Origin of the sequence: Dyella psychrodurans (genome assembly GCF_003363265.1) — a bacterium.
GTDB lineage: Bacteria > Pseudomonadota > Gammaproteobacteria > Xanthomonadales > Rhodanobacteraceae > Dyella_B > Dyella_B psychrodurans.
The window spans coordinates 132,501-154,526 of sequence record NZ_QRBF01000006.1 but is presented as its reverse complement, the minus strand read 5'-3'; the positions used below and the strand labels follow the sequence as shown (position 1 = coordinate 154,526).

Sequence of the window (22,026 nt, the reverse complement as noted above, 5' to 3'; positions counted from 1 at the left end):
CCCGAAGCGGACGTCCGCCACGAAATGGCTAAGATAGGTTGCAGCGACCGAAAGGGCATTCCTGTGACCTCATCCGATAGTGATTTTGACAGCGAGCACGACTTCGACGAGAAAGAGCGTGTTGATGACTCAGTAGAGGCGTGTGTCTGGCAGCTGCTAGTGCTGATCAATCCGGGTGATGAAGAGATGGCCCTGCAGCAATTTGCGGATTACCGCGATGCAGTCGCCCAGGCGGACGAGAATGACGTAGAGCCGATTGAAATCATCCGCAGAGTGATCGACTGGCGATCCGGCTTCTATGTCGACGGACAGGACACGCGTGCACTGGTGCAGGCCATCGACGAGCTTTCATCGCGCTGGAATATATCTATTGATTGGGGTGGCGACCCGGACGATGACGATTTCCACTCGGACATCGATGCGGCTTCGCTGTTCGCCGTCGCCTATGACCGCCTGCTTGAGCACGGCTATACCTTGTGGGCCTGGGAGGCCGAGGATGACAGCTACGGGGGCTGGATCACACTGAAGCGCGACAATGAGTTTTTACGCGAGCTAGCGATTTCACTGGGTATCAACATGCGGCTGGGCAGCGAAGTTACTTGAGTTTGACTGGTCATACTGCGTATGTGTTTTGATCGCACATACGAGATCTCGGAGGTTCTGCGAGTTATAAATGGTGATTTTTTAGACGTGACCAAGCATTGGTTGACGCGTCCGCTTTCGACCTGAGGCGGACATGCTAGACATATCGACAAGTCGGTTTTGCGCCCCAGGGGGAACGGGTGGACACGGACGAGAAGATTTATTCCCTTCGCTACAGATCGAGCCGCGCTGAAGTTTGGCGTTGGTACTGGCGTGCGTGGCTTTCCAGATATGGGTGGTGGCACCTGCTCCTGGCTGTAGCCGTAACAGGGGAGACGTTGGCGATCCAGGACGGCGAGTTTCAACTATCGAAATTCCTGCTTCGATTCTTGTGGGTTGCACCAACACTCGTTGGCTTGATGGCTGCCTGGCCGCAGGTTGCATTCAAAAGCCAAGAGCGCCTGCTTGAGGTTGGTCCCGAAGGCTGGTCCACAAGCATCGCCAAAAAGAGCGGATCTAGGACATGGCGCATGGTCGGCTCCATTCGAAGCAACGACGAGATCATTTTCATCGTTAGCACTTCGGGCAACGCATTGCTTATTCCTAAACGGGCGTTTCAAAACGGGATATCCAGGGAAGCCTTTCTTGCGGACATTCGTCACTGGCATGGCTCGTGTGCCAGCCCAACATAGAGTGTCCACGAAATCCGAGTTGCAGCACGAGTAATGTCCGGATAAGTAGGCGGAGCACTTTTCTATAGGGACGGATATGGAAAAAGTGCCCCGACGCCTTTTTTTCACTTGGCCGAAGCGTCGTCAGCAATCGGCGGCGATGTCCGCTATCGGCGCGAAGCGAACATTTCGGATATCACGGCCTCACTTCACTCGCGAGCTGATTTTCCAACCTTATCTGCGATTGAGGGCTGACGACACTTGGTTTCACTTTTCTGCATGGGTCGATGGTTGCCGCGTCCGACATCGCGGTCCCATTCATGAAGGCTTTGTTTTGGACAATAAACGGATTAGTAACGATTTTATTAGCTTGCGGGTGGAGCGGCGGGGCCGTCATGGATTCGCTCCTTGACTCGGCAATTCGCGCGGCGTAGGAGATGGATTGTCTAACTGTCACAAGGAGACGGACATGCGAACGCTACTGTTTCCTGCCCTGATCGTCGCATTGCTGAGCAGCACGAGTGTCGTTGCCGTCGAGCCGACAACGCTTGGCTACCAGAACAACCGCTATATCGAACCGGTACTGGTACGGGTGAATGCCCAAGGCAAGGTGACCGATTTCATCCCGGCTTATCCGCTTTCGCCCGAGCTCACGCGCTTGCTGGGCGCCAACTTGAACGAAATGATCCATACGCCTGCCACCACCAAAGATGGCAAGCCGGTGCCCACCCAGTTCGTCATCAACGTGGCCTTGCAGTCCGAACCGCGTAGTACGGGCGATTACGATGTCCATTTCACTTACGTCTCGGCCTTTCCGATACCGCTCGGCAGATGGTATTGGTCACGCAACAACTTTGGCCAGCTGGCGCTGGGCAGTCCGAACATTTTGTCGACGTACCCTGTTCCTACCCGCTTTACCCGCGACTTTTCGACTGGCGCGATGTTCAGCGCGAACAACTCGCCATCTCCGAGCGGCGTGCACGTGAGCGGCGGGCACTCGCATTAGGGATGCGCTGATTAGCCTTGGCGCCAACGGCCTCATGCTCAAAAGGTTCGCTAAAAACGGTACCTAAAAACCGTACCTGGTACCGTCATGAGGTTCACTCATCGTGCGACCAGGCCTTTCGACCGCGACTTCAGCCGGATGACGCCACGCATTGACCTATGCATGCATCATCCACGCCGTAGCTACAGCAAGCCATCGATGGGAAGCTGGCGCAGCAGGGTGACTTCCGTACGTCGCTTGGCGCTTGCATTGGGCTCGGTCTGATAGGTGACCGGTTTGCCATTCTCCTCCGCATGCCAGGCAAGTTGGTGGGTAGCCGGGTCGACCGTCACCTGGTACGCATTTGAAGGTTGCGTCGCGGTGTGGAAGAAATCGCTGATGGCACGGGCCAACCCGGGCGAATCCACGATCACGCCCATTTCGGTGTTGAGCAGCTTGGAACGCTGATCCATGTTGAGGGAACCTATGAAGACCTCGCGGTCGTCCACCACGATGGTCTTGGCGTGAAGGCTGATACCCGACGACTTGCCAATGTCCGTGGTGGGTTGGCTCTGGCCCGACGTGGGCTTGAGTTCGTAGAGCTGCACGCCGCCTTCGACCAGCGCCTTGCGATAGTGCACATAGCCAGCGTGCGCTGCTGTTTCGTCGGTCGACGCGAGTGAGTTCGTCAGTATCTTGATGGACACGCCACTCTGGGCCCGCTCCACCAGATGCTGGGTGCCGGCATCGCCAGGTATGAAGTAGGGCGTCGTCGCAAGTATCTCGTGTTGCGCGCCGTCCAGCATGGTCTTGAGCCGTGGGCCGATGCGCAACGCCGGCACGTCGCCGTCGGCCTCGATTTTCTCCGGTTGATCGGCCACGAACTCGGCATCGCCCCAAAACCATGCCCCGCGCTTGTCGGCGGTCGGCCCGTCGGGCAACTCGTCCATCACGGCCTGCGCATAGTCCGATTGCGCGAATTTGCGCACTTCTTTCTGGAGAATCACCCGTGCGGCAGCGAGACGCTTGCCGGAATCGTCCGTCTTCTTGAGCTGTTCGAGCGGATAGGCGGCATCGCAGTTCCAGTAGGCGTCGAACGCATCGGAAGCCTGCTGTACGACGGGGCCGATGGCCACCACGTCGAGGTCGCGAAAGTGCGTGTCGCTACCTGCGTCGAAGTAAGGATCGCCAATGTTGCGTCCACCGATGATGGCCACGTTGTTGTCGACGATGAACGCCTTGTTGTGCATGCGCCGATTGAGGCGTCGCCACTCCAGCATGAACTGGACGGCACGCGACACCAGCGTCGGGTTCCGCGTCCGGAATGGATTGAACAGGCGAATTTCGATGTTCGGGTGCGAGTTCAGCGCTTCGAACAGATGATCCTTGTCATCGAAGTTGTCGTCGTCGATGAGCATCCGCACACGCACGCCACGGTCGGCGGCGGCAAGGAGGTGCTGCATCATCAGGTGCCCGGTCATGTCGTTGGCGAAGATGTAGTACTGCAGGTCGATCGAGTGCGCGGCATGATCGGCCAGCGCCACACGACTCAACAGTGCGTTCGTGCTCAGTGTCAGCAACCGAAAGCCGGACTGGTGCGGATGCTTGTCCACCTCCGTGTGCGCGTATCGCGCCGATGGCGTATCGGCGGCTGGCGGCAGGTGATGCGTCTCCACCTTCGCCGTGCTGGGCGGAAGCGTGGAGCACGCCTGGAGGAAAAGACAAACGATTGTGAAGGCAAACGCGACGACCCAGCGATCTGTTCGCATGCTTACACCCTCAAGTTGGCCAGCCAGTCCGCTGCTTGCGGACCATTCCCGCTCCGGTTGATGGTTCATTTAGCATAACCAGGCGCTATCCCTGCTGACTGCCGGCGTGCATCGGGCTTTGTTACAGCCCGCGTCGCCACGCGGTCGTACACTGTTCAGCAAAGCGACGATTCACTGACGCCGGTGGAGACTACCGGATGGATCCGCAACGCGAAGCGAACACTTAAGACTCGGCAAGCCGCCGGTTTGGAATCGTACAATGGGAAAAGAAGGCCCAATGGCGTTAACGCATGCAGTCGTCAGGCCTGGATATAAACCCACGCCTGGTTGCCGGATTTGAGCCGCACCGCAACGCGCTTGTAATCCGAGACTTCATAGCTATCGGCTGAAGCCAACTCCGCTTCGGTGATCCAAAACACTTTGCCGTTCACTTCATCGGTCGAGTTGTCGCTCTGAACAACGATCGGATGAAACGTCTGGCCACTCTTGCGAAGGACGTCGGGATCGGTGATTTCGACCATCAGCTGGCGGTAGCCGGGCATGGCATCTTCTTCCCCGTCCAGGAGACGGCCGAAGGATTCGAGTTGGACGCGTTCAAGCTGCAACGTTCCGTAGGAGAACAGCAGCACATTCTGGTCGTCAGACACGCTTTCTTCTCCAAGGATGCATGGTTGGCCAAAGCGCTGGCACCCAGTAGCAGGATTTTACGACCGACGCGGCCTTTGCGCAGGTGTCGCCAGTAGCGGGGTGGTAGCCGTCGGCGCCCGTTGTCAGGCTGCCCATATCCGATCTCGATCCGACGCGGGCCCATGTCGTGCGGCAGGGAAGGGGCGAGGTAATATAGGGCAGGTCCACCGTCCGCAAAGGGCTGCCTGTCGTGAGTATCCCAAGCCTTGGCAGTACTCCATCGCAGTCCATAAGTGGTCTCATTGCGCGCCCATACCCTCATCACAAAGGAGGGTTCAGCGAGTCGACGGCGCCGGCTGTTGTCGCCCCGGCGGACTCCTCGACCAATAAAAACGCGAACCAGCTGGCCGCGGCTGTTGCGGCAGCGCTGACGCAACTCGGACTCACCGCTACACCCAGTACGGTGTCCACCGCCGCCACGGCTGCAACGGCGGCGAGTGGATCGGGTGATGCGGTCGCAGGAAACAGCACACCGCTCGCACCCCTGCCGCAGCAACTAAAAGCATCGCAGCAGGTACAGCAATACAAGAATGTCGCATCGACGTTCTCGAATCTGGCTCAGGCATTGAGCTCCAGTTCCAGCAGCACTTCGTTAGCGTCGAACGGTTCCAGCAATTTGACCGCGGTCTTCCAAAACCTTTGGACGTCGCTGGGCGCGTCATCCGGAACATCCGCCGACTCTTCGAGCGGCGCACTCCCGAGCTTGCCATCGTTTCTGCAAACGCTGGCGCAAAATTTCGGTGAAAGCGGGATTTCCGGCCTGCGTGGGGTGTTTGTCGACACCATGGCCTGATGGCAACAGGCGATTGGATTTTTGATAAGTTTCTCGTAGGAGAAACGATGATCGTTGCGCTACGCATGGTCGCAAAGACATTTGTCTGATTTATCGTCTGCTCGCTTGCGGAATGGTTCAACGGGATTGAGGGAAGAGGCCTGCATTCTGCGGCCATGACATACAGGGGGAGGGAATGGCGATGAGGATGTTGCGTTTTTGCTGCCTTGGCGTAGGCATGTTGCTCACCAGCAATGTCTGGGCGGATGTCTGCCATTTGAAGGATTACGGCACCTTGCCAGTGGAAATGACCGGCGGAAGAGCCATGACCACGGTCAAAATCAATGGGAGCGATACGCGCTTCATCCTCGATACCGGGGCTTTCTTCAGCGTCATGTCGAAGGCCAACGCGTCGTCGCTTGGGCTCAAGCTGCGATCTGGTCCAGACGGTCTTCGCATCATGGGTATTGGCGGCGCCGCGAACGCTGAGGTCGCGCGCGTCAAGGATTTTGGCATCCTCGGTACGACGCTCAACAACGTCGAATTCATCGTCGGCGGTACCGATGTGGGCTATGGATTGCTTGGCGCCAACCTGATCGACATGATGGATGTGGAAATCGATCTGGCCCATGGAAAGCTGACGCTGTTCGATGCAAGTGAATGTGATAAATCCCCTCTGGCCTATTGGACCAAAGAGGGCTACAACGTCGTCGATATCGAGACGCCTCGCGGCCGGTCCGATCGGCGCACTTTCTTTTACGTAACGATAAACGGCAAGCGCGTGTTGGCGCAGCTCGACTCGGGCTCGCCTGCCACCTTGCTGACCCGTCATGCCGCCGAGCGAGTAGGCATCGACCTCAATGCGCCCGACGTCAAGACCGGCAGCAGCACCTACGGCATTGGGCAAAAGTTGATGAAGACATGGATCGCACACGTCGACGCCTTTTCCGTTGGCACGGAAACCATCCAGCATAGCCAGATGGAGGTCATCGACGGATCCATTGGCGACGGGCAAACCGACATGCTTCTCGGCGTGGATTTTCTCCTCGCCCATCGCATGTTCATTGGCAACAGCCGAGGCAAAGCCTATTTCACCTACAACGGTGGCCGCGTGTTTACCTTCGCGGCGGCCATGAGCGACGGCGACAAATCCGATGTGGGTGCTGCTGATGGAGGCAACGCCACAGCGCCCAAGACCGCGAGCGACTACGCATTGCTTGGCGATGCGCATTTGTCTCGCGGCGAAACGAAAGCGGCGCTCGACGATCTGGACGAGGCCATCCGCATGGCGCCCGATCAAGCGGCTTACTATGTTTCCCGTGCAAAGGCTCACGAAGCGGACAAACAGCCCGATTTGGCACTCACGGATCTGGATAAGTCCTTGAGCCTGGATCCGAAGAGCGTCGACGCGCTGCTACTGCGCGCACAACTTCGCTATACGCACAAAGACCCCGCAGGTGCGACGGCCGACGTGACTGCGGCTGGCGCCTTAGTACCTGCAGGATCAACGCAGGCGCGTTTGATTGCCGCCATGTACATCCAACTCGATCAACCCGCTGCGGCGCTGCCGATCCTCGATGATTGGATTCGCCTGCATCGCGAGGACGCCATGCTCGGCAACGTGCTCAACGCGCGCTGCTGGGCACGAAGCCTGAGCAATCAGATGCTCGACGACGCCTTAAGCGATTGCCGCAAGGCGATCAGGCGCGATGGCGAAAACCCGGCTTATCTCGACAGTCTCGGCATGGTGCAGTTGCGGCTTGGACATTATCCCGAAGCGATCAAGGCCTATGAGCAGGCCGTCGCGCAAAGGCCGCGTTCCGCGTGGTCGCGCTATGGCCTGGGCCTGGCGAAAATCCGCAACGGCCAGAAGGATGACGGCGATGCCGATCTGGTCGCCGCGCGTACGCTCGATCCGCAAATCGATGCACGTGCCACCAAGTACGGTTTGACCGTGGCGGGGCCATAGGCGGATGCGACCTGTGTATGGAAACCCCGCCTGCGTAGCCGGTTTTCCAGTGCAACATCGCGGCGCGACAACATGACAGCACACCATCTGACCATCGTTCACTACCCGCCCCATGAACCTTGGCGTTGCGTGGAGATCCAATCGCCTGGCTGGGAGGACGTTTCCGCTGCAATCCGGCAGATGGACGACAACGGACATCCCATTGTCCAGTTGAGCTGGGACGACGTAGACAGCTGCTTCGACGACGAGTCGTCGTTCAATATCATCGGCGGCGGTGCATCGGGTTTTGCTCTGTTCGAAATGAATGGATGGCAGTTCGATGACCCACGTGGAAGCGATGAAGACGTTCGCCTCTGGCAGAGTGACCAAGGCTACTTCTGCAAGCGCAGAAACATAATCGATGACATCGATGTGGTGCTAAAATTGGCCAGGATTTATTTCGAGACTGGCTCCTATGACGAGGTTCGGCGCGCGTGCTCCGATCTTTCGCGTCTTGCCGGATTACCCTGACGCTTCATTGCGAAGAGGGAGTGGATATGAAAAGACACATAAAGCTATCGATGTTAGTGATCTTTAGCTGCGCCGCAGTCCTCTCCCAAACGGCTCGGGCTGCTCAGCCGCCAAGCCTTCAGTGCATTATGGGTCCGGTAACCAAACAATTTGGTAATACACCTTGGTTGGTTTACAGCTGCGACGACAAAATGTCCATTGTCATAGTCACCGCAACCAACAATCCCGCCATGCCTTTCTACTTTTTCTTCTCGCACTCGGACAAGGGCTACGAGCTGCATGGAGAAGGCACGGGGGACAAGCATCTGACCGATGCGACATTTGCCCAACTTAAGCTTCTCTCCGATTCTCAGATCATGTCGCTGGTCGCCGAAACGCAAAAGGCATCGACCAAGAACTAGGATCAATCAGCACGAAAAGGGGTGGGGCACTTTTCTATAGAAACGGAATTAGAGAAGTGCGATGACCCAGGGTTTTCCAGGCGAGTTTATTTACGGGGTAAGGCGATGAGGCAACAGCTCAAGCGTATTTTTGCGTTGCTGTTAGCGGTGAGTTTCTTCCTGCCGCTAACGCAGTGCTCGCAAAAGCTGGGAGACACATCACAGCCTCTAACGGAATCGGCCAGCAACGCTTACGAATGGCCAAGCTTGCTTTCGATCGCGGTTCTTTTGCTTTTCTTCTGGCCGCTCGCGCTTCAGCTGTGGCGAATGGTCAAGAGGATACGAATATCAAGCCGAAGATCGTCTTGGATCGAATTTGGTTTGAGCATTTCGAGTCTTGCTGGGATCTCATGGCTGACGTTGCCTTGGATGTTTAAGTTTGGCGCGTCCCTTCGATATGGTGCTTTTGTAGCGTTCGGTAGCGCATTTGCGTATGGCGTTGTATCGCTGGTTGAAGCGATGCAGCACAGTTCCATCCAAGGGAAGTAGCGTCGCAACCCTAGGCGGACGCTATGGGGGCATGCGGTGGGTCAAGCCTGGGACGTCATAAAGTACAAGGGCGGAAAACGGGTTCTATTGCTTGCAAAGTCGATCGATTACGATCAAGGGGACGCTAAATTCATGGTATCTCAAGCTGCGCGCTTTCCGATTCTGATTGGTGTGTCGCTTGTCGTTTTTATCGCCATCCTCTTGCTCGTTTTGCATAAGCGTGCCACGCCACCGTCTTACGTTAGCGTCGCTCTAATTTCGCTAGTGGTTGTTGTCGGCGGTATGGTCTTTGCGAAACTTACGCAAAATGCCGGCTGGCCTTGGTGGATCTACTATACCGTGCCGGCTGGCATCACTTTATTGCTCCCTACCTTGGCGCTTCGCATGTCGTGGCCCGAGCTGTGGCGATATTTGATTCTGGCTTTCTTGTCGGCTCCGGTCATACATGCTGCCTTTTCATTCTTTCTAGATTGGCACGATTACATGCCGTTTCTACATGTGCTTTCGCTCAAAAGCCTGATCGCGTAGGCACGCAGGTCTTTTAATAACGTAGCTAGGTAGGCTTCACAGGGGGATTCATGCAAAGCCTTCGTTGCTTTTTATCGGCTATCTTGGTTTGCACTTTGGTAGGGGCAGTTGCTGCATCGGAAAGTCGTCCGTTGGTGGACAATACGAAAGTCGTTCCATTAACGCGATTTCTTGAGGAGCAACCACTTAACAAGGACGCGCCACTTGTACGCGCCGCGTTGCTGGATTGGGAAGACAAAAGCACAGATGTGGTCGATGTCGTCTGTCCGGGTATGTTTTCGCCGGTGCCGGACAAATCCATCAAATATAGCGCCGAGCTGATGGCGCAATTTATCTTTGGCAGCGCCGCATACCAAATCGCAAACCCAAGCGAGAAAGGCAAGCTTATGCCGGCTCAATTAGCTGGCATGAAGAGCATGCTCAAGGCGTACCGCTCCATTATTGCGCTGGAACCGAATGCTCGGATAAGTCGCTTTGATGAGTTATCCAAGGACGAAGAGCAAGGGAATCTTCCGCAAGTTGTCGAGCCTTTGGTCGTTGCCAACTGCAAGTCTCCAGCCGACGCGTCCACTGGCGGTTTGCCACCCTGGCATTTCCAAATGACTCCGCAAGAGGTCGCGTCGTTCAGCGACTATGGCCCTTATGACAAGTTTCGCAACGGCGACCTTGAAACATATTCAGGGCTATTCAATGGTCACAAGGAGAACGTGCAGTTCTACTTCGAAGACGGCAAGCTCGCGAGGATTGAGATCAGCCTTTACGAGGGTCAAGACGTCAAGGCCGCTGCCAAAGCGTGGGGGCAGACATATACGGTGCTAAAGACACAGTATGGCAATTTGGAATTGCACGGCATCCAGATTAACCCGTCTGACGATACGCCTTCGCCCGATGTGATAGCCGTTGCTTCAGGGGCCGCGGTGCAGGCAGGAGGAAAGGTTCAACTGGCTCCGCTCAAGCAGCCCATGGATAAATTCGTCTTTGCCAGCTTCAGCAGCTCAACCGTACAGGGAGACGTCTTTTACTACGTGGAAGTCTTTTACGATCCGCCTCATGGTTGATGGCGTGAGTGGGTGCGGCGCCAAGTTACGCGACCCATGAGCTTGTCTCGAGCGGTGCGGGCGCGGTCACTGCCGAACAGACAAGCGCCATCATGGATGTGATGTTGATCACGCCGAATTCGCCGCGTAAATGCTATCGGCCATGGTTGCGTCGTCAAATAAGTTTTTGTCAGTTAAGCGTAAGTGCCGGCGTCATTGCTGCGTCGCGCAACACGTTACGCGAATCTTCTTGGCATATTGCTCGAACATGGGCACTCGGGGGTGCCGATGTGCTGATGGGTAAATCAATCCATTAGCGTGGTTGTTCTTGTGTCTATAAATTAAAAGAGGGGATTTTATGACCGTTGATCGGAAGGGCATGCCATGCAAGCGTCACGCACTATGGCTGTCGATGGTATTTGCTGGATTGGCTGTTTCATCGCTACACGCTCAGGACAATGCCTCGCAGAATGACACCTCGCAGCAGAACAGCAACGTCAAGCAGCTGCAACAGGTCATCGTTACGGGTACGCGTACCACCGATCGCACGGTGGCCGAATCGTTGTCGCCGGTCGATGTGATTTCGCCGCAGGATCTGGCGGCGACGGGTCAAACCGATCTGGCCAGTGCGCTGAACGTGTTGCTGCCTTCCCTGGACTTCCCGCACACCGCCATCACCGATGGCAACGACGGCCTGCGTCCCGCCACGTTGCGCGGACTATCGCCTGATGACGTATTGGTGCTGGTCAACGGCAAGCGCTATCACACCTCGTCACTGATCAACTACAACTATGCGGTCGGCCGCGGCTCCGCGCCGGTGGATTTCAACTCGATTCCCATGTCGGCCATCGATCACATCGAAGTGCTGCGCGATGGTGCGGCGGCGCAATACGGTTCCGATGCGATAGCCGGTGTGGTCAACGTCATCCTGAAGGGTGCCCCCGGAGCAGGCAAGAACGAGATAGACACCTACGGCGGCATCATGGACAAGGGTGATGGGGCCAACAACGGGGTGGAAGGCACAGTGGCCGTTCCGCTCGGCAATGCCGGCAACGGTGCCACTGCGCCGGGTTGGCTGCGCTTGTCCTTCAACTACCAGAGCGTGATGAGCACCAACCGGGCGGCCGTTACCGACCCCACGGTCAACTATCCGCCAGCCGTCTTCTATGGCACCAACTTCCCGCCGCCGACACCTTACGAGCGTTACGGCGAGCCGGCCCAGAAGATCTACCAGGCGGTGATCAATTTCCAATACGACTTGAACAGCAACGCCCAGCTGTACGGCTTTCTCGATCTGAGCAAACGTACCGCCAAGTCCAACGGTTTCTGGCGCTTCTGGAACAACTACGACAATACGGTACCGGCCGTCTATCCGAACGGTTTCCTGCCGCAGTTCGACAACCCCACCAAGGATTATCAAGGTGTGTTCGGCGTGCGCGGCAAGGCGCTGGGCTGGAATTGGGATCTTTCCGCCAACTACGGCGAGAACAATCTGCAATTCGACATACAGAACTCGATCAACAGCAACCTGTATTACTCCACGGGTTACTCGCCGACATCCTTCTATGCCGGCAGTTACACCACACGGCTCTTCACGCTGGATCTGGACGCCAACCGCGAGTTCGATCTTGGCTTCCTGAAAAATCCGCTGTCCGTTGCATGGGGCGTGGAGTTCAAACAGGATACCTACGCCGTCGGCTCCGGCGACGCCGCATCCTGGTACTTCAACCCCAACACCATCGATCCCAACACCGGCGATGTGTATACGGCCGGGTCGCAGGTCTGGGGCGGTATCAAGCCCAGTCTTGCCGGCACCTGGAAACGCAACAACGGCGCCGTCTACATCGATTTGGAAAACGACCTTACCGACAAACTATCCGTCGGCGCGGCAGGTCGCTTCGAGGACTACGACGACGGCATTGGCAGCGTGGCGGCCGGCAAGCTGTCGGCGCGCTACCAGTTCACCGACACGTTCGCACTGCGTGGCACGGTATCCAATGGCTTCCGTGCACCGTCGCTGGCGCAGATGAACTACAGCTCCACCGTGACCCTGGTGGAAAACGAACAGCTGGTCCAGGTAGGTACGTTGAGGCCGAACAATCCGCTGGCCATCTCCTATGGCGCCAAGCCTCTGACACCGGAGCAATCCACCAACATCTCGGTGGGCAGCGTCTGGCAACCCAGCAACCACTTCAGCAGCACCGTGGATTTGTATCAGGTCCGCGTCAACCATCAGATCGTCTACAGCGATCAGATGAACAACACCAACCCCAACTATCCGCAATACGGTGAAATCCAGTTCTTCCTCAACGGGGCCGACGTCACCAGTCGCGGCGCCGACGTCGTGTTCAACGGCATCCAGGATCTGGGCAATTGGGGCAGTCTGGTCGGTAGCGTAAGCGCCAATTACAACCGGATCAGCGTCACCGGCGTCACCAATCCAACGCTGTTCGGTCCGTACAGCCAGGCACTGCTCACCGATGGCACGCCGCGTACCAAGTACGTGTTCAGTGGCGACTGGAATTACCACCACTTCAAACTGCACGCCGACGTCACGCGATACGGCGAGGTCAGCGAGATCACCATCGATACGCCGCAATCCATCAACGACTTTGGTGCCCCTTCGGTCGGACAGATCTATGCCGCACGTTGGATCACCGACCTTACGGCTTCCTACAACTGGCGCCAGTGGACCTTCTCCGCAGGCGTCGACAACCTGTTCAACCAATACCCCACCAAGGTCATCCTGCCCAATATCGCCGGTGACGAATATGCAGCCGTTGGCCTGCAATACTCGTCGCTCTCGCCGTTCGGGTTTGATGGTCGCTATTGGTTCGGGAAGATTGCCTACAACTGGTAGACCGATACCAATAAGGGGCTCGATGTAGTTAAGTGCACCTGACTACCTCGAGCCCTAAGTTCTCCTCGCGTTTCGCGTCGTTACCGTCGTCTGTTCAAACACGTGCGACGGCAAGTCTCAGATCACCTAGAGGTGCTTGATGAGTACCCATGACGCCATTAAAGATGCCTTGATCGCCGTGGCGATTTTGAATCTGGTCGTCTCTGTGGCTGTTGCGAGCAGCTCTGCATACAGCGGTCGCCAAAAGATGCTGCAAATTTTGGTCATTTGGGTCGTCCCGGTAGCCGGTGCTCTGCTTCTTGGCCTATTCATGCTGACTCGGCGTGGGAATGCACCACGTACGGGGTATCCGTCTGAAAGAAGCGAGGACATTGGCCAAATTTGGTCAGGCCTCCACCCGCCAGACCAGAAGCACTGACTTTTTAGGGCAAATCAAATGTCCGTTTTCGACTCAAAGCGGACTCAAGTGAGAGTTTGACGACATGGACGAGCACACATTGGCGTCCCCTTAAAGCGAACACAAAAGTCTGTGATGTGGTTGGCCGGGTACCCGATAGAGCACGGCTGCTATCGCCCGCAGAAATGGATCGCACGCCGGCACTAAGTGGCATATCGCCGGACCCAATCACAAGGAGATCATGCTGTGAGAAATGCAGTGATGTGGTTTGCACTTGTCGCCATGGCCGGCAAGGTTCTAGCCGGGGAGCCAGTTATTCGTCAGCAACTACCGGCGGCTTACGAAGCAGGTCATTTCTACGTACTGTCTTCCGTCCCTGCGGGCCAATCTTTGCGATTGCTGGTCGATACGGGAGGAGCAGGGGGAAGCGGTCTGTTTGCTCTTAAGGCATCTGTCGTAAAGCGACTTGGGTGGAACCCTCGTTCGTGCACGGCCCTTGGCGAAGGAATACCGGTCGTTACTTCATCACGCTTGGCGAAATCTCTCCCGTCGCCATCACGAGAAACTCCCTGTCACGCAACGGCGATGGTGCTGCCCGACGCTAATCTTGGTATCGATAACCTGGATGGCATTCTTGGAGCCGGCTATTTGCCGGGCCAGACGTGGACTTTCGACTATCCAAATCAACAATTGTGGCGTGAAGCGAACAACTGGAGGCCGACGCATGAGTATCATGAAACGGCCATGGAATTGCCTCATGACCGCGAGGGACATCCTGCGGGCCTTCCGCGCATTCACCTGATAATCGATGGTGAAGATATTCCGATGTTGCTGGACACTGGAGCTACAGCCAAGCCCACGGCGGCCGGCGAAAAGGCGACGGACATTCCTACCGTTCTTGGCTATGGGGTGACCAGTTATGCCCCGAATAGCCTCATCGATCGTTGGCATGCGCGTCACCCGCAGTGGCCATTAGTCGAGAACGGCGATGACCTGATTCCCCATGCGCGGCTGATTCGCGTGCCAGAGATTCAAATTGCGGGCTGGTCGATCGGCCCAGTCTGGTTTACAGAACGAGCAGATCGGAATATCGAAGGCCTCGCCAGCTATATGAGTGGCCCGGTTCAGGGCTCGGCAGGTGCCAATATCTACCAGCACTTCATCATGACGTTGGATTACAAGGAAGGTAAGGCCTATTTCGCGTGTGCGACGGGCTGCCGTCCATCCAACGGCTCTGAGGTAGTGTCGCGAGCTGGAGAGAAATCCCCCGATTGAACGGCCGTTGTTGTCATGTCCGCTTTCGATCCAAAGCAGGTGCTTCAACACATAAATTGAACTCTTGAGCATCAGGGGAAAGGCGTATGAACATGAGCCCTCATGAAGCGAGTTCGAGCCGGATGCTCTCGGGCGAGTGTTTGTGTGGCGACGTCCGTTACCGCGTGGAAGACAGCTTCCTCTATGCGCTGAACTGCCACTGCTCTCAATGTCGAAAGGCGACCGGTTCCGCCTTCAAGCCTTTTGCAGGTATCGAACGAAGCAAATTAAGCGTCATCGAGGGCGACGAGGCGCTTTTGATTTTTGGCGATGAAAACGGACACGATGCGCGCTGCAAACGGTGCGGAGCCTATCTTTATTCGGTGGTTCGCGATGGGCAATACGTGCACGTCACCTTGGGCACGCTGTTCGATACGCCATCGATACGGCCGACCGCACACATTTTTGTCGGCTCAAAGGCGCCGTGGTACGCGATCAACGACGACCTCCCACAGCATCAGGATCTCCCCTGACGAACTCTTCAATGAGCGTTGATCGGGGTGCAACTCATGATCAGATGTAATGCCCGCTTTCGGCAAAAAGGGTGCCTGGTAGTGTTATTCGCGTTATTAGTCGAATCGCTGCGCGCGGTTTTGCAGACCATCGATAGGCGCATATTTCGAATACTTACATGGCATGCAACCCTGCCTGGCGACTTTGACCAGGCATTCACAGGATGAGGCGTATAGCTCCCACTCCGAAACCAAACGAACGCCCTTGAGTGCAGTTCCGGAGGTTTGACCATGAAAACCGCTGCCTTGTTAGCTTGTTTTGCATGTGCTGCCGTTACATCAATGGCATCAGCTCAATCTCTACCATTTGATGATCCGGCGATCAGTGATGGCCCATGCAATCCTCCACCCCCTATTCCATTTCCATGGCAAATTCTTGATGCCTTGGAAGGATTGCCTCAAGGTTTCCAACTTTATTTGCCTTTTGGCAACCAGGCTTATTATCGATTTATTTGGCAGCAGGTTAATGGTGCAACGCCTGCTAGTAGCCAATCTCAAATTTTATCAACGCAACCAAGGGTTACGTTTCCCGATGTGCTTGCAGCACTTTCATTATCCGCGGGGACGGTTTTTGTTTTTAATTCAGACAATTATTATTATCATCTACAACCAATTCCACAGAATCTTGATGACACGGTATTGGAAGTCAATATTGTTTTCCCAAGCCCCGGTTCTGCTCCGTTTGGATTTGGAGGCACTTTAATTCCATCGAGATTCGTTTGGGCTGATAACTCCACGTTTGTCGAATGGCACTGTTTTACTGGTTCCGCTGGTCAAGGGGTTCAAATCTTCGATGTAATCTCGTTGAATCCCTCGCTTACGAATGACGAGACGTCACAGATTTCAACTCTGCTGGAAGGCTATGGATTCCTGCCACAGAACTTTGTGACCATGCCTTATTAGTTGTGCGTAAATGTCTTTTGGTTTGACCGCCTGATTGCGGCGCAGCGCTGGAGCCAGGCTACCGGCACAGTTCCTTCACCGGCATGTCAGCTTCCACTGCACGCAGCAAAGCTTGCCCTTCTCCCACACAGAAAAAGCGCCGTTAAGGCGCTTTTTATTACCCTCACATCGGAGGCCGGAGCGGAATCGTGAATCGGTACCATGAAACCATGATGAAACGGTACCAGTTCTGTTATTCGATTCGTTATTTGTATTTGGGCTGGTCAAGCCCCCCGCAAAGGGGGGCTTTTTTTGTGCTCTGCCTAGATGGGAGATAGAGAACCTTGTTCCCCTCCTTGTCAGAGCCGTACCTCCACAGCTAATGGTGGGTGCTTCAGTTGACAGATCGCCGATCGATCTCTCTAACCAATCGCGAATCCCAAGGACACCATATGCCATCTTGCAGAAAGCCTGCATCTGGCACCCCTACCTTTTCGATGTGCTCTTCAACTTCGAAGGCAGTAGCAGAGCACTGCTCAGTCGTATTGCTGAACAACTGGATGGACTTTTCGTCAAGATAAAACGGGTACTCCTCGTTGTACTCAACTCGACCACGTACGACCTTGCCCATTATGTGCACGTCTCTACCTTGATCATTGCTGTTAATAATTGCGCGTATTCGTTCTATCAGCACCTGATTACTGGTCGCGAAAACAAACTCGTGAGGACCAAATGTCGAACGTGGCCCTGGGCCCGAGCTATTCGGGGAATTAGGTGTTACAAACGAAAAATACCGTGTTTGGGAAGCGGCGGAAAAACTCAACATGCCGAAAGCAAGCGTCACTGCTCCAAGGACAAACGTTTTGCTTTTCAAGTTTCTTCTCCATAAGAAAGAGTGCAAGCCGCACTCATGCCCACCCTGTACGGGTCGAATCTAGAAAGCAGCGCTTAGCTAAATTGCGCCAACTATCACAAATCTCTTGGCGTGCGTTGAAAGCTGACAGTCGACTTCCCGTAATCTGACATCACGCATTACTGGAGGTCTCCGGGCAAACTAGCCCCAAGGAGACCAATGGTGCGCAAGAGTAGGTTCACGGAAAGTCAGAACGTCGCGGCGCTAAAGCAAGTCGAGGGTGGTCGGCACGTCAAGGACGTGTGCCGAGAACAGGGCATTTCCGAAGCGACGTGCTATGTATGGAAGTCCAAGTACGGCGGCATGGAAGTCTCGGACGCGGAGCGGTTGCGCGACATCGAAGTGGAGCATGCCAAGCTCAAGTGCATGTACGCCAGAAAAACGGTACATGGCACCGTTATTATTATTATGGAGGTTGGAGTGCTTTGACTGAGCCGGATTCCGAGGTCAGAGGTTTAGTTCGCTAATCAGCCCGCGAATGTCCACTTCCGACCCGAAAATGACAATCTTACGGCGATCAAAAATCGGGTTTATCGCCAACACCGAATCTGCGTGCACTGACAGAAACCGCGTCGCAAGTATGCGATGGTGCTGTCGTCGGGCGTGCCCATCCGCCTAGATGCCCACGGCACGCCCGACATGAGTGAAGTAGCGCGGATCGCCTGGGCTGGCACCCAAACGATCCGCTGGCCACAACCAACTAGGAAACAGTTGACCATGGTTATGTTCGATCATACGGCACGCACGCTCGCGCGTGACCCCGCCAAGCCGCTATTTGTACTACTTCACCGCCGCTCATACTGCGCGGCGTCGGGCCACAATGGGCACACGTAGAAAACGGTACCGGAAAGTTCCACCACTACGTGCAGGATTTTTCCTGTAGCCCTTCGCGCCACGCGCAATACGTGGCGCGACCTACGGTAATGGACGAGGCCCATGAATCACCCCAATCACACCCTGCTCGACGCGGGGAGCTACGTGCTGTCCAAGGACGACTACGACGAGCTATGCATCATCCGCGACAAGCTTCTGCTGATGGCGCAACTCGCCGGTACCGCCACCACGAACGGCGATCATGACACCATCCTTTTCATCAACCGCAGCATGATCGGGCGGCTCTTCGCCGATCTGAGCTTTCAGATGGGCGATGTGTTGAAGATCGTTAAACACGCTTCAACGTGTGTGGACCTTACGCAGGCACATTGATCGAAGGCGCCAGGCTTCGCCCGAACGGCATCAAAGAAAAGTTCGAGGCTTCTATGGCTTCGGCGTTGAAACACGCGCGATCAACTCATCCAGGTGCGACAGGAACATCTTCAGGATGGGTGAGTTGTTCGATTTGCTGTAACCCACGGCCAGATCGATCGTGGGTGCCTTGCCGGCGAGCGGTCTGCTCACCACCGACCACGGCATCAAATTCTGCACGTACGACGGAATCAGCGTCACGCCGCGCGTCGACGACACCAGCGACATCACCATGGCGGGATTGTCCACGAGTTGCTCTGGCGTGAACGCTACGCCCGCACTTTCCAGATAGGTGTTGATCACGTTGCCGAGTACGTTGGCTTTCTTGCCCATGCCGATAAACGGCTCGCCGACCAGGTCGCTCGGTTTGATGGTGTCGCGCGAGGCGAGCCGGTGATCGCTGGGCATCAACACCACCAGCGGTTCCTGCTTCACCGAGCGGTAGATCAGGTCGTAGTCGGGTTCTGCGCGCAGAAAAGCCAGATCGAGTTTGCCGCGCGCCACGGCATCGGCGAGATCCGGCGAGTAGTCGCTGGACACCGTCACGTCGATGTTCGGCAGTTCGGCGCGAAGAATGTGCATCGCTTCGGACAGCCATGTCATTTCCTGGCCGGTGAGAAAGCCGAGTGCGAAGCGCTGCTTGGCCGGTTGCGCGGCGCGGCGTGCGGCTTCAATGCCGGCATCGACCTGGCTCAATGCCATGCGCGCGTGATCGAAAAACACCTTGCCGGCTTCCGTGAGCTCGACACCGCGTGCACTGCGCACCAGCAACTCCGCGCCGACCTGATCTTCCAGATCCTTGATCTGCCGGCTGAGCGATGGCTGGGAGGTATGCAGGCGTCGTTCGGCGGCCACGGTCAGGCTGCCCGTTTCGGCGACCGCTATGAAATACCGCAGATGGCGCAGTTCCATCGGTGTCTCCCGAAGGCATGCTTTTCAGGCATGGGCTCCAGCTTACAAAGTCTTTTTCAAGCGCGCCACAGAAGCCTAGATTGCGCTCCATGGCGAAGCGAGCACCGCATCGGTGATGCCTGAGAGGCCTATCTGAACGCAGCGGCGCGGCCCTTGAAATTAGCCCCAATGCCCGGAGTTGATGACATGAATACCCATACCGAGCAGACCGCGCCGACCCCATTCGTGAAAGCCAACGGCATTCGTCCCGGCGCAATGACGTACGCGGAACATCCGCGACACGAAGCCCCCATCTCCATCGCCATCCCTGAAGGAGCAACGACATGATCTCATCCTCCGCCCAGCGCCCCATGAAAATACCGGGTCCGGATCATCCCATTACCGTCGAACGCACCGGCAAGCGCGTCGTGGTGAAGGTCGGCGGCCGCACCGTGGCCGACACGCGCGATGCGTTGACGCTGAAAGAAGCGAGCTATCCGGCCGTGCAGTACATCCCGCGCAAGGATGTGGACATGACGCTGCTGGCGCGCACCGATCACGCCACGTACTGCCCATACAAGGGCGACTGCAGCTACTACAGCATCACGAGCGCAGGCGAACGCGGCATCAATGCCGTGTGGACGTACGAACACCCGTACGACGCCGTCGCGCAGATCGAGGAACACCTTGCTTTCTATCCCGGGCGCGTCGACGCCATCGAACTGCTCGATCACTGATTTCGTCATCCCACCCTCCCTTGAAATTGGAGCACTGTCATGAGCAACCTCACGGGTAAAACCGCCCTGGTCACCGGGGCATCGCGCGGCATCGGCCGCGCCGCCGCGCTGGCGTTGGCCAAAGCGGGCGCGCAAGTTCTGGTTCACTACGGCAGCGCGCAGAGCGAAGCCGATGCCGTGGTCGACGAAATCCGCAAGGCCGGCGGACGCGCGGAAAAAGTGGGCGCCGACCTGAGTGCGCCGAACGGCCCGCACGAACTGGCCAAGCATGTGCGCAGCATCGTGGGCGATCGGCTGGATATTCTGGTGGCGAACGCCGGCGTTTCCAAAGCCGCGCAGATCGAAGAGACCACGGTGGAAGACTTCGATCGCCTGTTCGCCGTCAACGTGCGCGCACCTTATTTTCTCGTGCAGCAGCTGATGCCGACGTTGAGTACGGGAAGCAGCGTCATCTTCACGTCTTCGCTCGCCGCACGCGCCGCCGTGGGCAATCTGTCGGCCTATGCGGCGACCAAGGGCGCGGTGGATACCATGGTCAAACACTTCGCTTCCGCGCTTGGCTCGCGTGGCATTCGCGTGAACGCCGTGGCGCCGGGTGTGGTGGAAACGGATATGTCCAACTTCACCAAGACCGAGGAAGGCCGCAACGTCACGCTCGGCATGCAGGCGTTGAAGCGCGTTGCGCAACCGGATGACATCGCGGGTGCGGTGGCGTTTCTCGCCTCCGATGATGCACGCTGGATCACGGGCGATACCTTGCAAGTGGACGGCGGTTCGAAGTTGTGAAGCGTGAGCGCCGTGTCGCATGGACATGGCGCTTAAAGGGGAATTCGGTTGTAGCCATCGCGTTTCGGACGATGTGTACGCGAAGCCGATATTTGGCCTTATCCGATCAGCATCCTTTGGCCGCCGAAGTCGGGCAGCGCGGACAGTACACTCGCGGCATGCCACCGGAGGACAAGGCGATGCGAATCGCTAGCTGGGGTCATGCCGTTTTCGCGGCGACCATGATCATTCTCGGGGTCATGGGTTTCATCGAAGGGGATTTCGCGGAGCTTTGGCAGCCGGTATCCAAGGCTTTGCCCGTGCGCGAGGTGCTGGTTTATCTCTGTGCTTTCCTCTTTCTGGTGTGCGGCATCGGCTTGTTCTGGTTGCGTGCTCTCGCTGCGCGTGTGTTGCTTGCCTATCTTCTGGTCTGGTTGGCGTTGTACAGAGTGCCTGCGGTTTTCATCGCACCTGCGACGCAGGATGCCTGGTCGGGGTGTGGCGAAAGTGCGGTGTATGTGGCGGGAGCCTGGGTGTTGTATGCGTGGTTCGCCACGGATTGGGATGGGCGGCATCGCCTTGGTTTCGCCGTGGGCGATCGAGGGGTGCGCATCGCTAGAGTGTTTTATGGCCTGGCGATGATTCCGTTTGGTGTGGCGCATTTCACCTATTTCAAAGAGACGGTTGCGCTGGTGCCTGGCTGGTTGCCGTGGCATGCGGCGTGGGCGGGTTTCACCGGCTCGGCGTATATCGTCGCGGGTGTGGCGGTGCTTGTGGGTGTGTGGGCGCGGTTGGCGGTTGCGCTTTCGGCGGTGCAGATGGGGGTGTTTACGTTGTTGGTGTGGGGGCCGGTTGTGGTGGCGGGTGCTAATGACTTTCAGTGGAGTGAGAGTGTTGTTTCTTGGACGTTGGCGGTTAGTGGATGGGTGGTGGCGGATTCGTATCGGGGGATGTCTTGGTTTGCTGTGGGTAGGCGCTAATTGGCGGTCATTGCTGCTTGCGTCGCGCTTCATGTTCGTCGTCCCGGCGGAAGCCGGGACCCAGTGGCGTCGGTTTTTATTTGAGCGTTGA

Annotated in this window: 23 protein-coding genes and 1 pseudogene; 20 read left to right on the top strand and 4 right to left on the bottom strand. The window is 56.7% G+C overall.

The genetic code is table 11. The features are described 5' to 3' along the window. Positions 1 to 57 precede the first annotated feature (57 nt). The 3 genes from DWU99_RS15910 (at position 58) to DWU99_RS15900 (ending at position 2,259) form a co-directional block, all read left to right on the top strand. Positions 58 to 603, top strand: coding sequence for a DUF6630 family protein (locus DWU99_RS15910; RefSeq protein WP_425476824.1), 546 nt, complete (start codon positions 58 to 60; stop codon positions 601 to 603). Between the two features lie 317 nt (positions 604 to 920). Next, on the top strand, positions 921 to 1,274 hold the full coding sequence (locus DWU99_RS15905) for a YcxB family protein (RefSeq protein ID WP_147292951.1): 354 nt from the start codon (positions 921 to 923) through the stop codon (positions 1,272 to 1,274). A gap of 448 nt (positions 1,275 to 1,722) precedes the next feature. Continuing rightward, positions 1,723 to 2,259, top strand: a complete 537-nt coding sequence (locus DWU99_RS15900; protein WP_115479055.1) for a hypothetical protein — start codon at positions 1,723 to 1,725, stop codon at positions 2,257 to 2,259. A gap of 182 nt (positions 2,260 to 2,441) precedes the next feature. On the opposite strand, the gene DWU99_RS15895 is transcribed toward DWU99_RS15900, so the two are convergent. Together DWU99_RS15895 and DWU99_RS15890 are read right to left on the bottom strand one after the other, a co-directional pair. Then, entirely contained in the window at positions 2,442 to 4,007 is a 1,566-nt protein-coding gene (locus DWU99_RS15895; RefSeq protein ID WP_115479054.1) for a phospholipase D family protein, read from the bottom strand. A 299-nt stretch (positions 4,008 to 4,306) separates the two neighbouring features. Further along, positions 4,307 to 4,654: a gamma-glutamylcyclotransferase family protein gene (locus DWU99_RS15890; RefSeq protein ID WP_115479053.1), complete on the bottom strand. Its 348-nt coding sequence runs from the start codon at positions 4,652 to 4,654 to the stop codon at positions 4,307 to 4,309. Positions 4,655 to 5,097: 443 nt separating this feature from the next. Here DWU99_RS15890 and DWU99_RS21240 point away from each other — a divergent pair, with 443 nt between their 5' ends. The 11 genes from DWU99_RS21240 (at position 5,098) to DWU99_RS20835 (ending at position 16,425) form a co-directional block, all read left to right on the top strand. Then, positions 5,098 to 5,487: a hypothetical protein gene (locus DWU99_RS21240; protein ID WP_115479052.1), complete on the top strand. Its 390-nt coding sequence runs from the start codon at positions 5,098 to 5,100 to the stop codon at positions 5,485 to 5,487. Positions 5,488 to 5,668: 181 nt separating this feature from the next. Next, positions 5,669 to 7,435, top strand: coding sequence for an aspartyl protease family protein (locus tag DWU99_RS15880; RefSeq protein ID WP_233511175.1), 1,767 nt, complete (start codon positions 5,669 to 5,671; stop codon positions 7,433 to 7,435). A gap of 72 nt (positions 7,436 to 7,507) precedes the next feature. Further along, the gene (locus tag DWU99_RS15875) at positions 7,508 to 7,945 is read left to right on the top strand and encodes a hypothetical protein (protein WP_147292949.1); all 438 of its coding nucleotides are present in this window, start codon (positions 7,508 to 7,510) and stop codon (positions 7,943 to 7,945) included. A gap of 26 nt (positions 7,946 to 7,971) precedes the next feature. Continuing rightward, positions 7,972 to 8,346 (top strand): hypothetical protein, encoded by a 375-nt coding sequence (locus DWU99_RS15870; protein WP_147292948.1) that lies wholly within the window; start codon positions 7,972 to 7,974, stop codon positions 8,344 to 8,346. A gap of 236 nt (positions 8,347 to 8,582) precedes the next feature. Then, the gene (locus DWU99_RS15865; RefSeq protein ID WP_115479048.1) at positions 8,583 to 8,762 is read left to right on the top strand and encodes a hypothetical protein; all 180 of its coding nucleotides are present in this window, start codon (positions 8,583 to 8,585) and stop codon (positions 8,760 to 8,762) included. 148 nt (positions 8,763 to 8,910) lie between these two features. Then, positions 8,911 to 9,402 (top strand): hypothetical protein, encoded by a 492-nt coding sequence (locus DWU99_RS15860; RefSeq protein ID WP_115479047.1) that lies wholly within the window; start codon positions 8,911 to 8,913, stop codon positions 9,400 to 9,402. Positions 9,403 to 9,452: 50 nt separating this feature from the next. Further along, positions 9,453 to 10,460: a DUF5118 domain-containing protein gene (locus DWU99_RS15855; protein ID WP_147292947.1), complete on the top strand. Its 1,008-nt coding sequence runs from the start codon at positions 9,453 to 9,455 to the stop codon at positions 10,458 to 10,460. A 391-nt stretch (positions 10,461 to 10,851) separates the two neighbouring features. Next, positions 10,852 to 13,299 carry a TonB-dependent receptor plug domain-containing protein gene (locus DWU99_RS15850; protein WP_425476823.1) on the top strand — a complete coding sequence of 816 codons (2,448 nt, stop codon included), beginning with the start codon at positions 10,852 to 10,854 and terminating at the stop codon, positions 13,297 to 13,299. A 982-nt stretch (positions 13,300 to 14,281) separates the two neighbouring features. Continuing rightward, positions 14,282 to 14,971, top strand: coding sequence for a hypothetical protein (locus DWU99_RS15840; protein ID WP_115479044.1), 690 nt, complete (start codon positions 14,282 to 14,284; stop codon positions 14,969 to 14,971). An 86-nt stretch (positions 14,972 to 15,057) separates the two neighbouring features. Further along, the gene (locus DWU99_RS15835; protein ID WP_233511173.1) at positions 15,058 to 15,483 is read left to right on the top strand and encodes a GFA family protein; all 426 of its coding nucleotides are present in this window, start codon (positions 15,058 to 15,060) and stop codon (positions 15,481 to 15,483) included. Positions 15,484 to 15,753: 270 nt separating this feature from the next. Beyond that, positions 15,754 to 16,425 (top strand): hypothetical protein, encoded by a 672-nt coding sequence (locus DWU99_RS20835; RefSeq protein ID WP_147292946.1) that lies wholly within the window; start codon positions 15,754 to 15,756, stop codon positions 16,423 to 16,425. A gap of 373 nt (positions 16,426 to 16,798) precedes the next feature. Here DWU99_RS20835 and DWU99_RS20830 read toward each other — a convergent pair whose 3' ends face one another. Next, positions 16,799 to 17,278: a BP74-related protein gene (locus DWU99_RS20830; RefSeq protein WP_147292945.1), complete on the bottom strand. Its 480-nt coding sequence runs from the start codon at positions 17,276 to 17,278 to the stop codon at positions 16,799 to 16,801. A gap of 201 nt (positions 17,279 to 17,479) precedes the next feature. On the opposite strand from DWU99_RS20830, the pseudogene DWU99_RS15820 reads away from it, so the two are divergent. Beyond that, positions 17,480 to 17,692: pseudogene (locus DWU99_RS15820) on the top strand (transposase); the annotation flags it as partial. 561 nt (positions 17,693 to 18,253) lie between these two features. Further along, a complete protein-coding gene (locus tag DWU99_RS15815) occupies positions 18,254 to 18,523 on the top strand; it encodes an XAC0095 family protein (RefSeq protein ID WP_115479041.1) in 270 nt (89 codons plus the stop codon). A 51-nt stretch (positions 18,524 to 18,574) separates the two neighbouring features. Here the strand turns inward: DWU99_RS15815 and DWU99_RS15810 are convergent, their stop codons facing one another. Then, positions 18,575 to 19,474, bottom strand: coding sequence for a LysR family transcriptional regulator (locus tag DWU99_RS15810; RefSeq protein ID WP_115479040.1), 900 nt, complete (start codon positions 19,472 to 19,474; stop codon positions 18,575 to 18,577). Between the two features lie 186 nt (positions 19,475 to 19,660). Here DWU99_RS15810 and DWU99_RS21025 point away from each other — a divergent pair, with 186 nt between their 5' ends. From DWU99_RS21025 to DWU99_RS15795, 4 genes are all read left to right on the top strand, one after another. Then, positions 19,661 to 19,801, top strand: a complete 141-nt coding sequence (locus tag DWU99_RS21025; protein ID WP_158543315.1) for a hypothetical protein — start codon at positions 19,661 to 19,663, stop codon at positions 19,799 to 19,801. Next, positions 19,798 to 20,190 (top strand): DUF427 domain-containing protein, encoded by a 393-nt coding sequence (locus tag DWU99_RS15805; RefSeq protein WP_115479039.1) that lies wholly within the window; start codon positions 19,798 to 19,800, stop codon positions 20,188 to 20,190. The genes DWU99_RS21025 and DWU99_RS15805 overlap by 4 nt, the downstream gene beginning before the upstream one ends. A gap of 39 nt (positions 20,191 to 20,229) precedes the next feature. Then, the gene (locus tag DWU99_RS15800; protein ID WP_115479038.1) at positions 20,230 to 20,976 is read left to right on the top strand and encodes an SDR family NAD(P)-dependent oxidoreductase; all 747 of its coding nucleotides are present in this window, start codon (positions 20,230 to 20,232) and stop codon (positions 20,974 to 20,976) included. A 179-nt stretch (positions 20,977 to 21,155) separates the two neighbouring features. Next, the gene (locus DWU99_RS15795) at positions 21,156 to 21,935 is read left to right on the top strand and encodes a DoxX family membrane protein (RefSeq protein WP_147292944.1); all 780 of its coding nucleotides are present in this window, start codon (positions 21,156 to 21,158) and stop codon (positions 21,933 to 21,935) included. Positions 21,936 to 22,026: the final 91 nt, after the last annotated feature.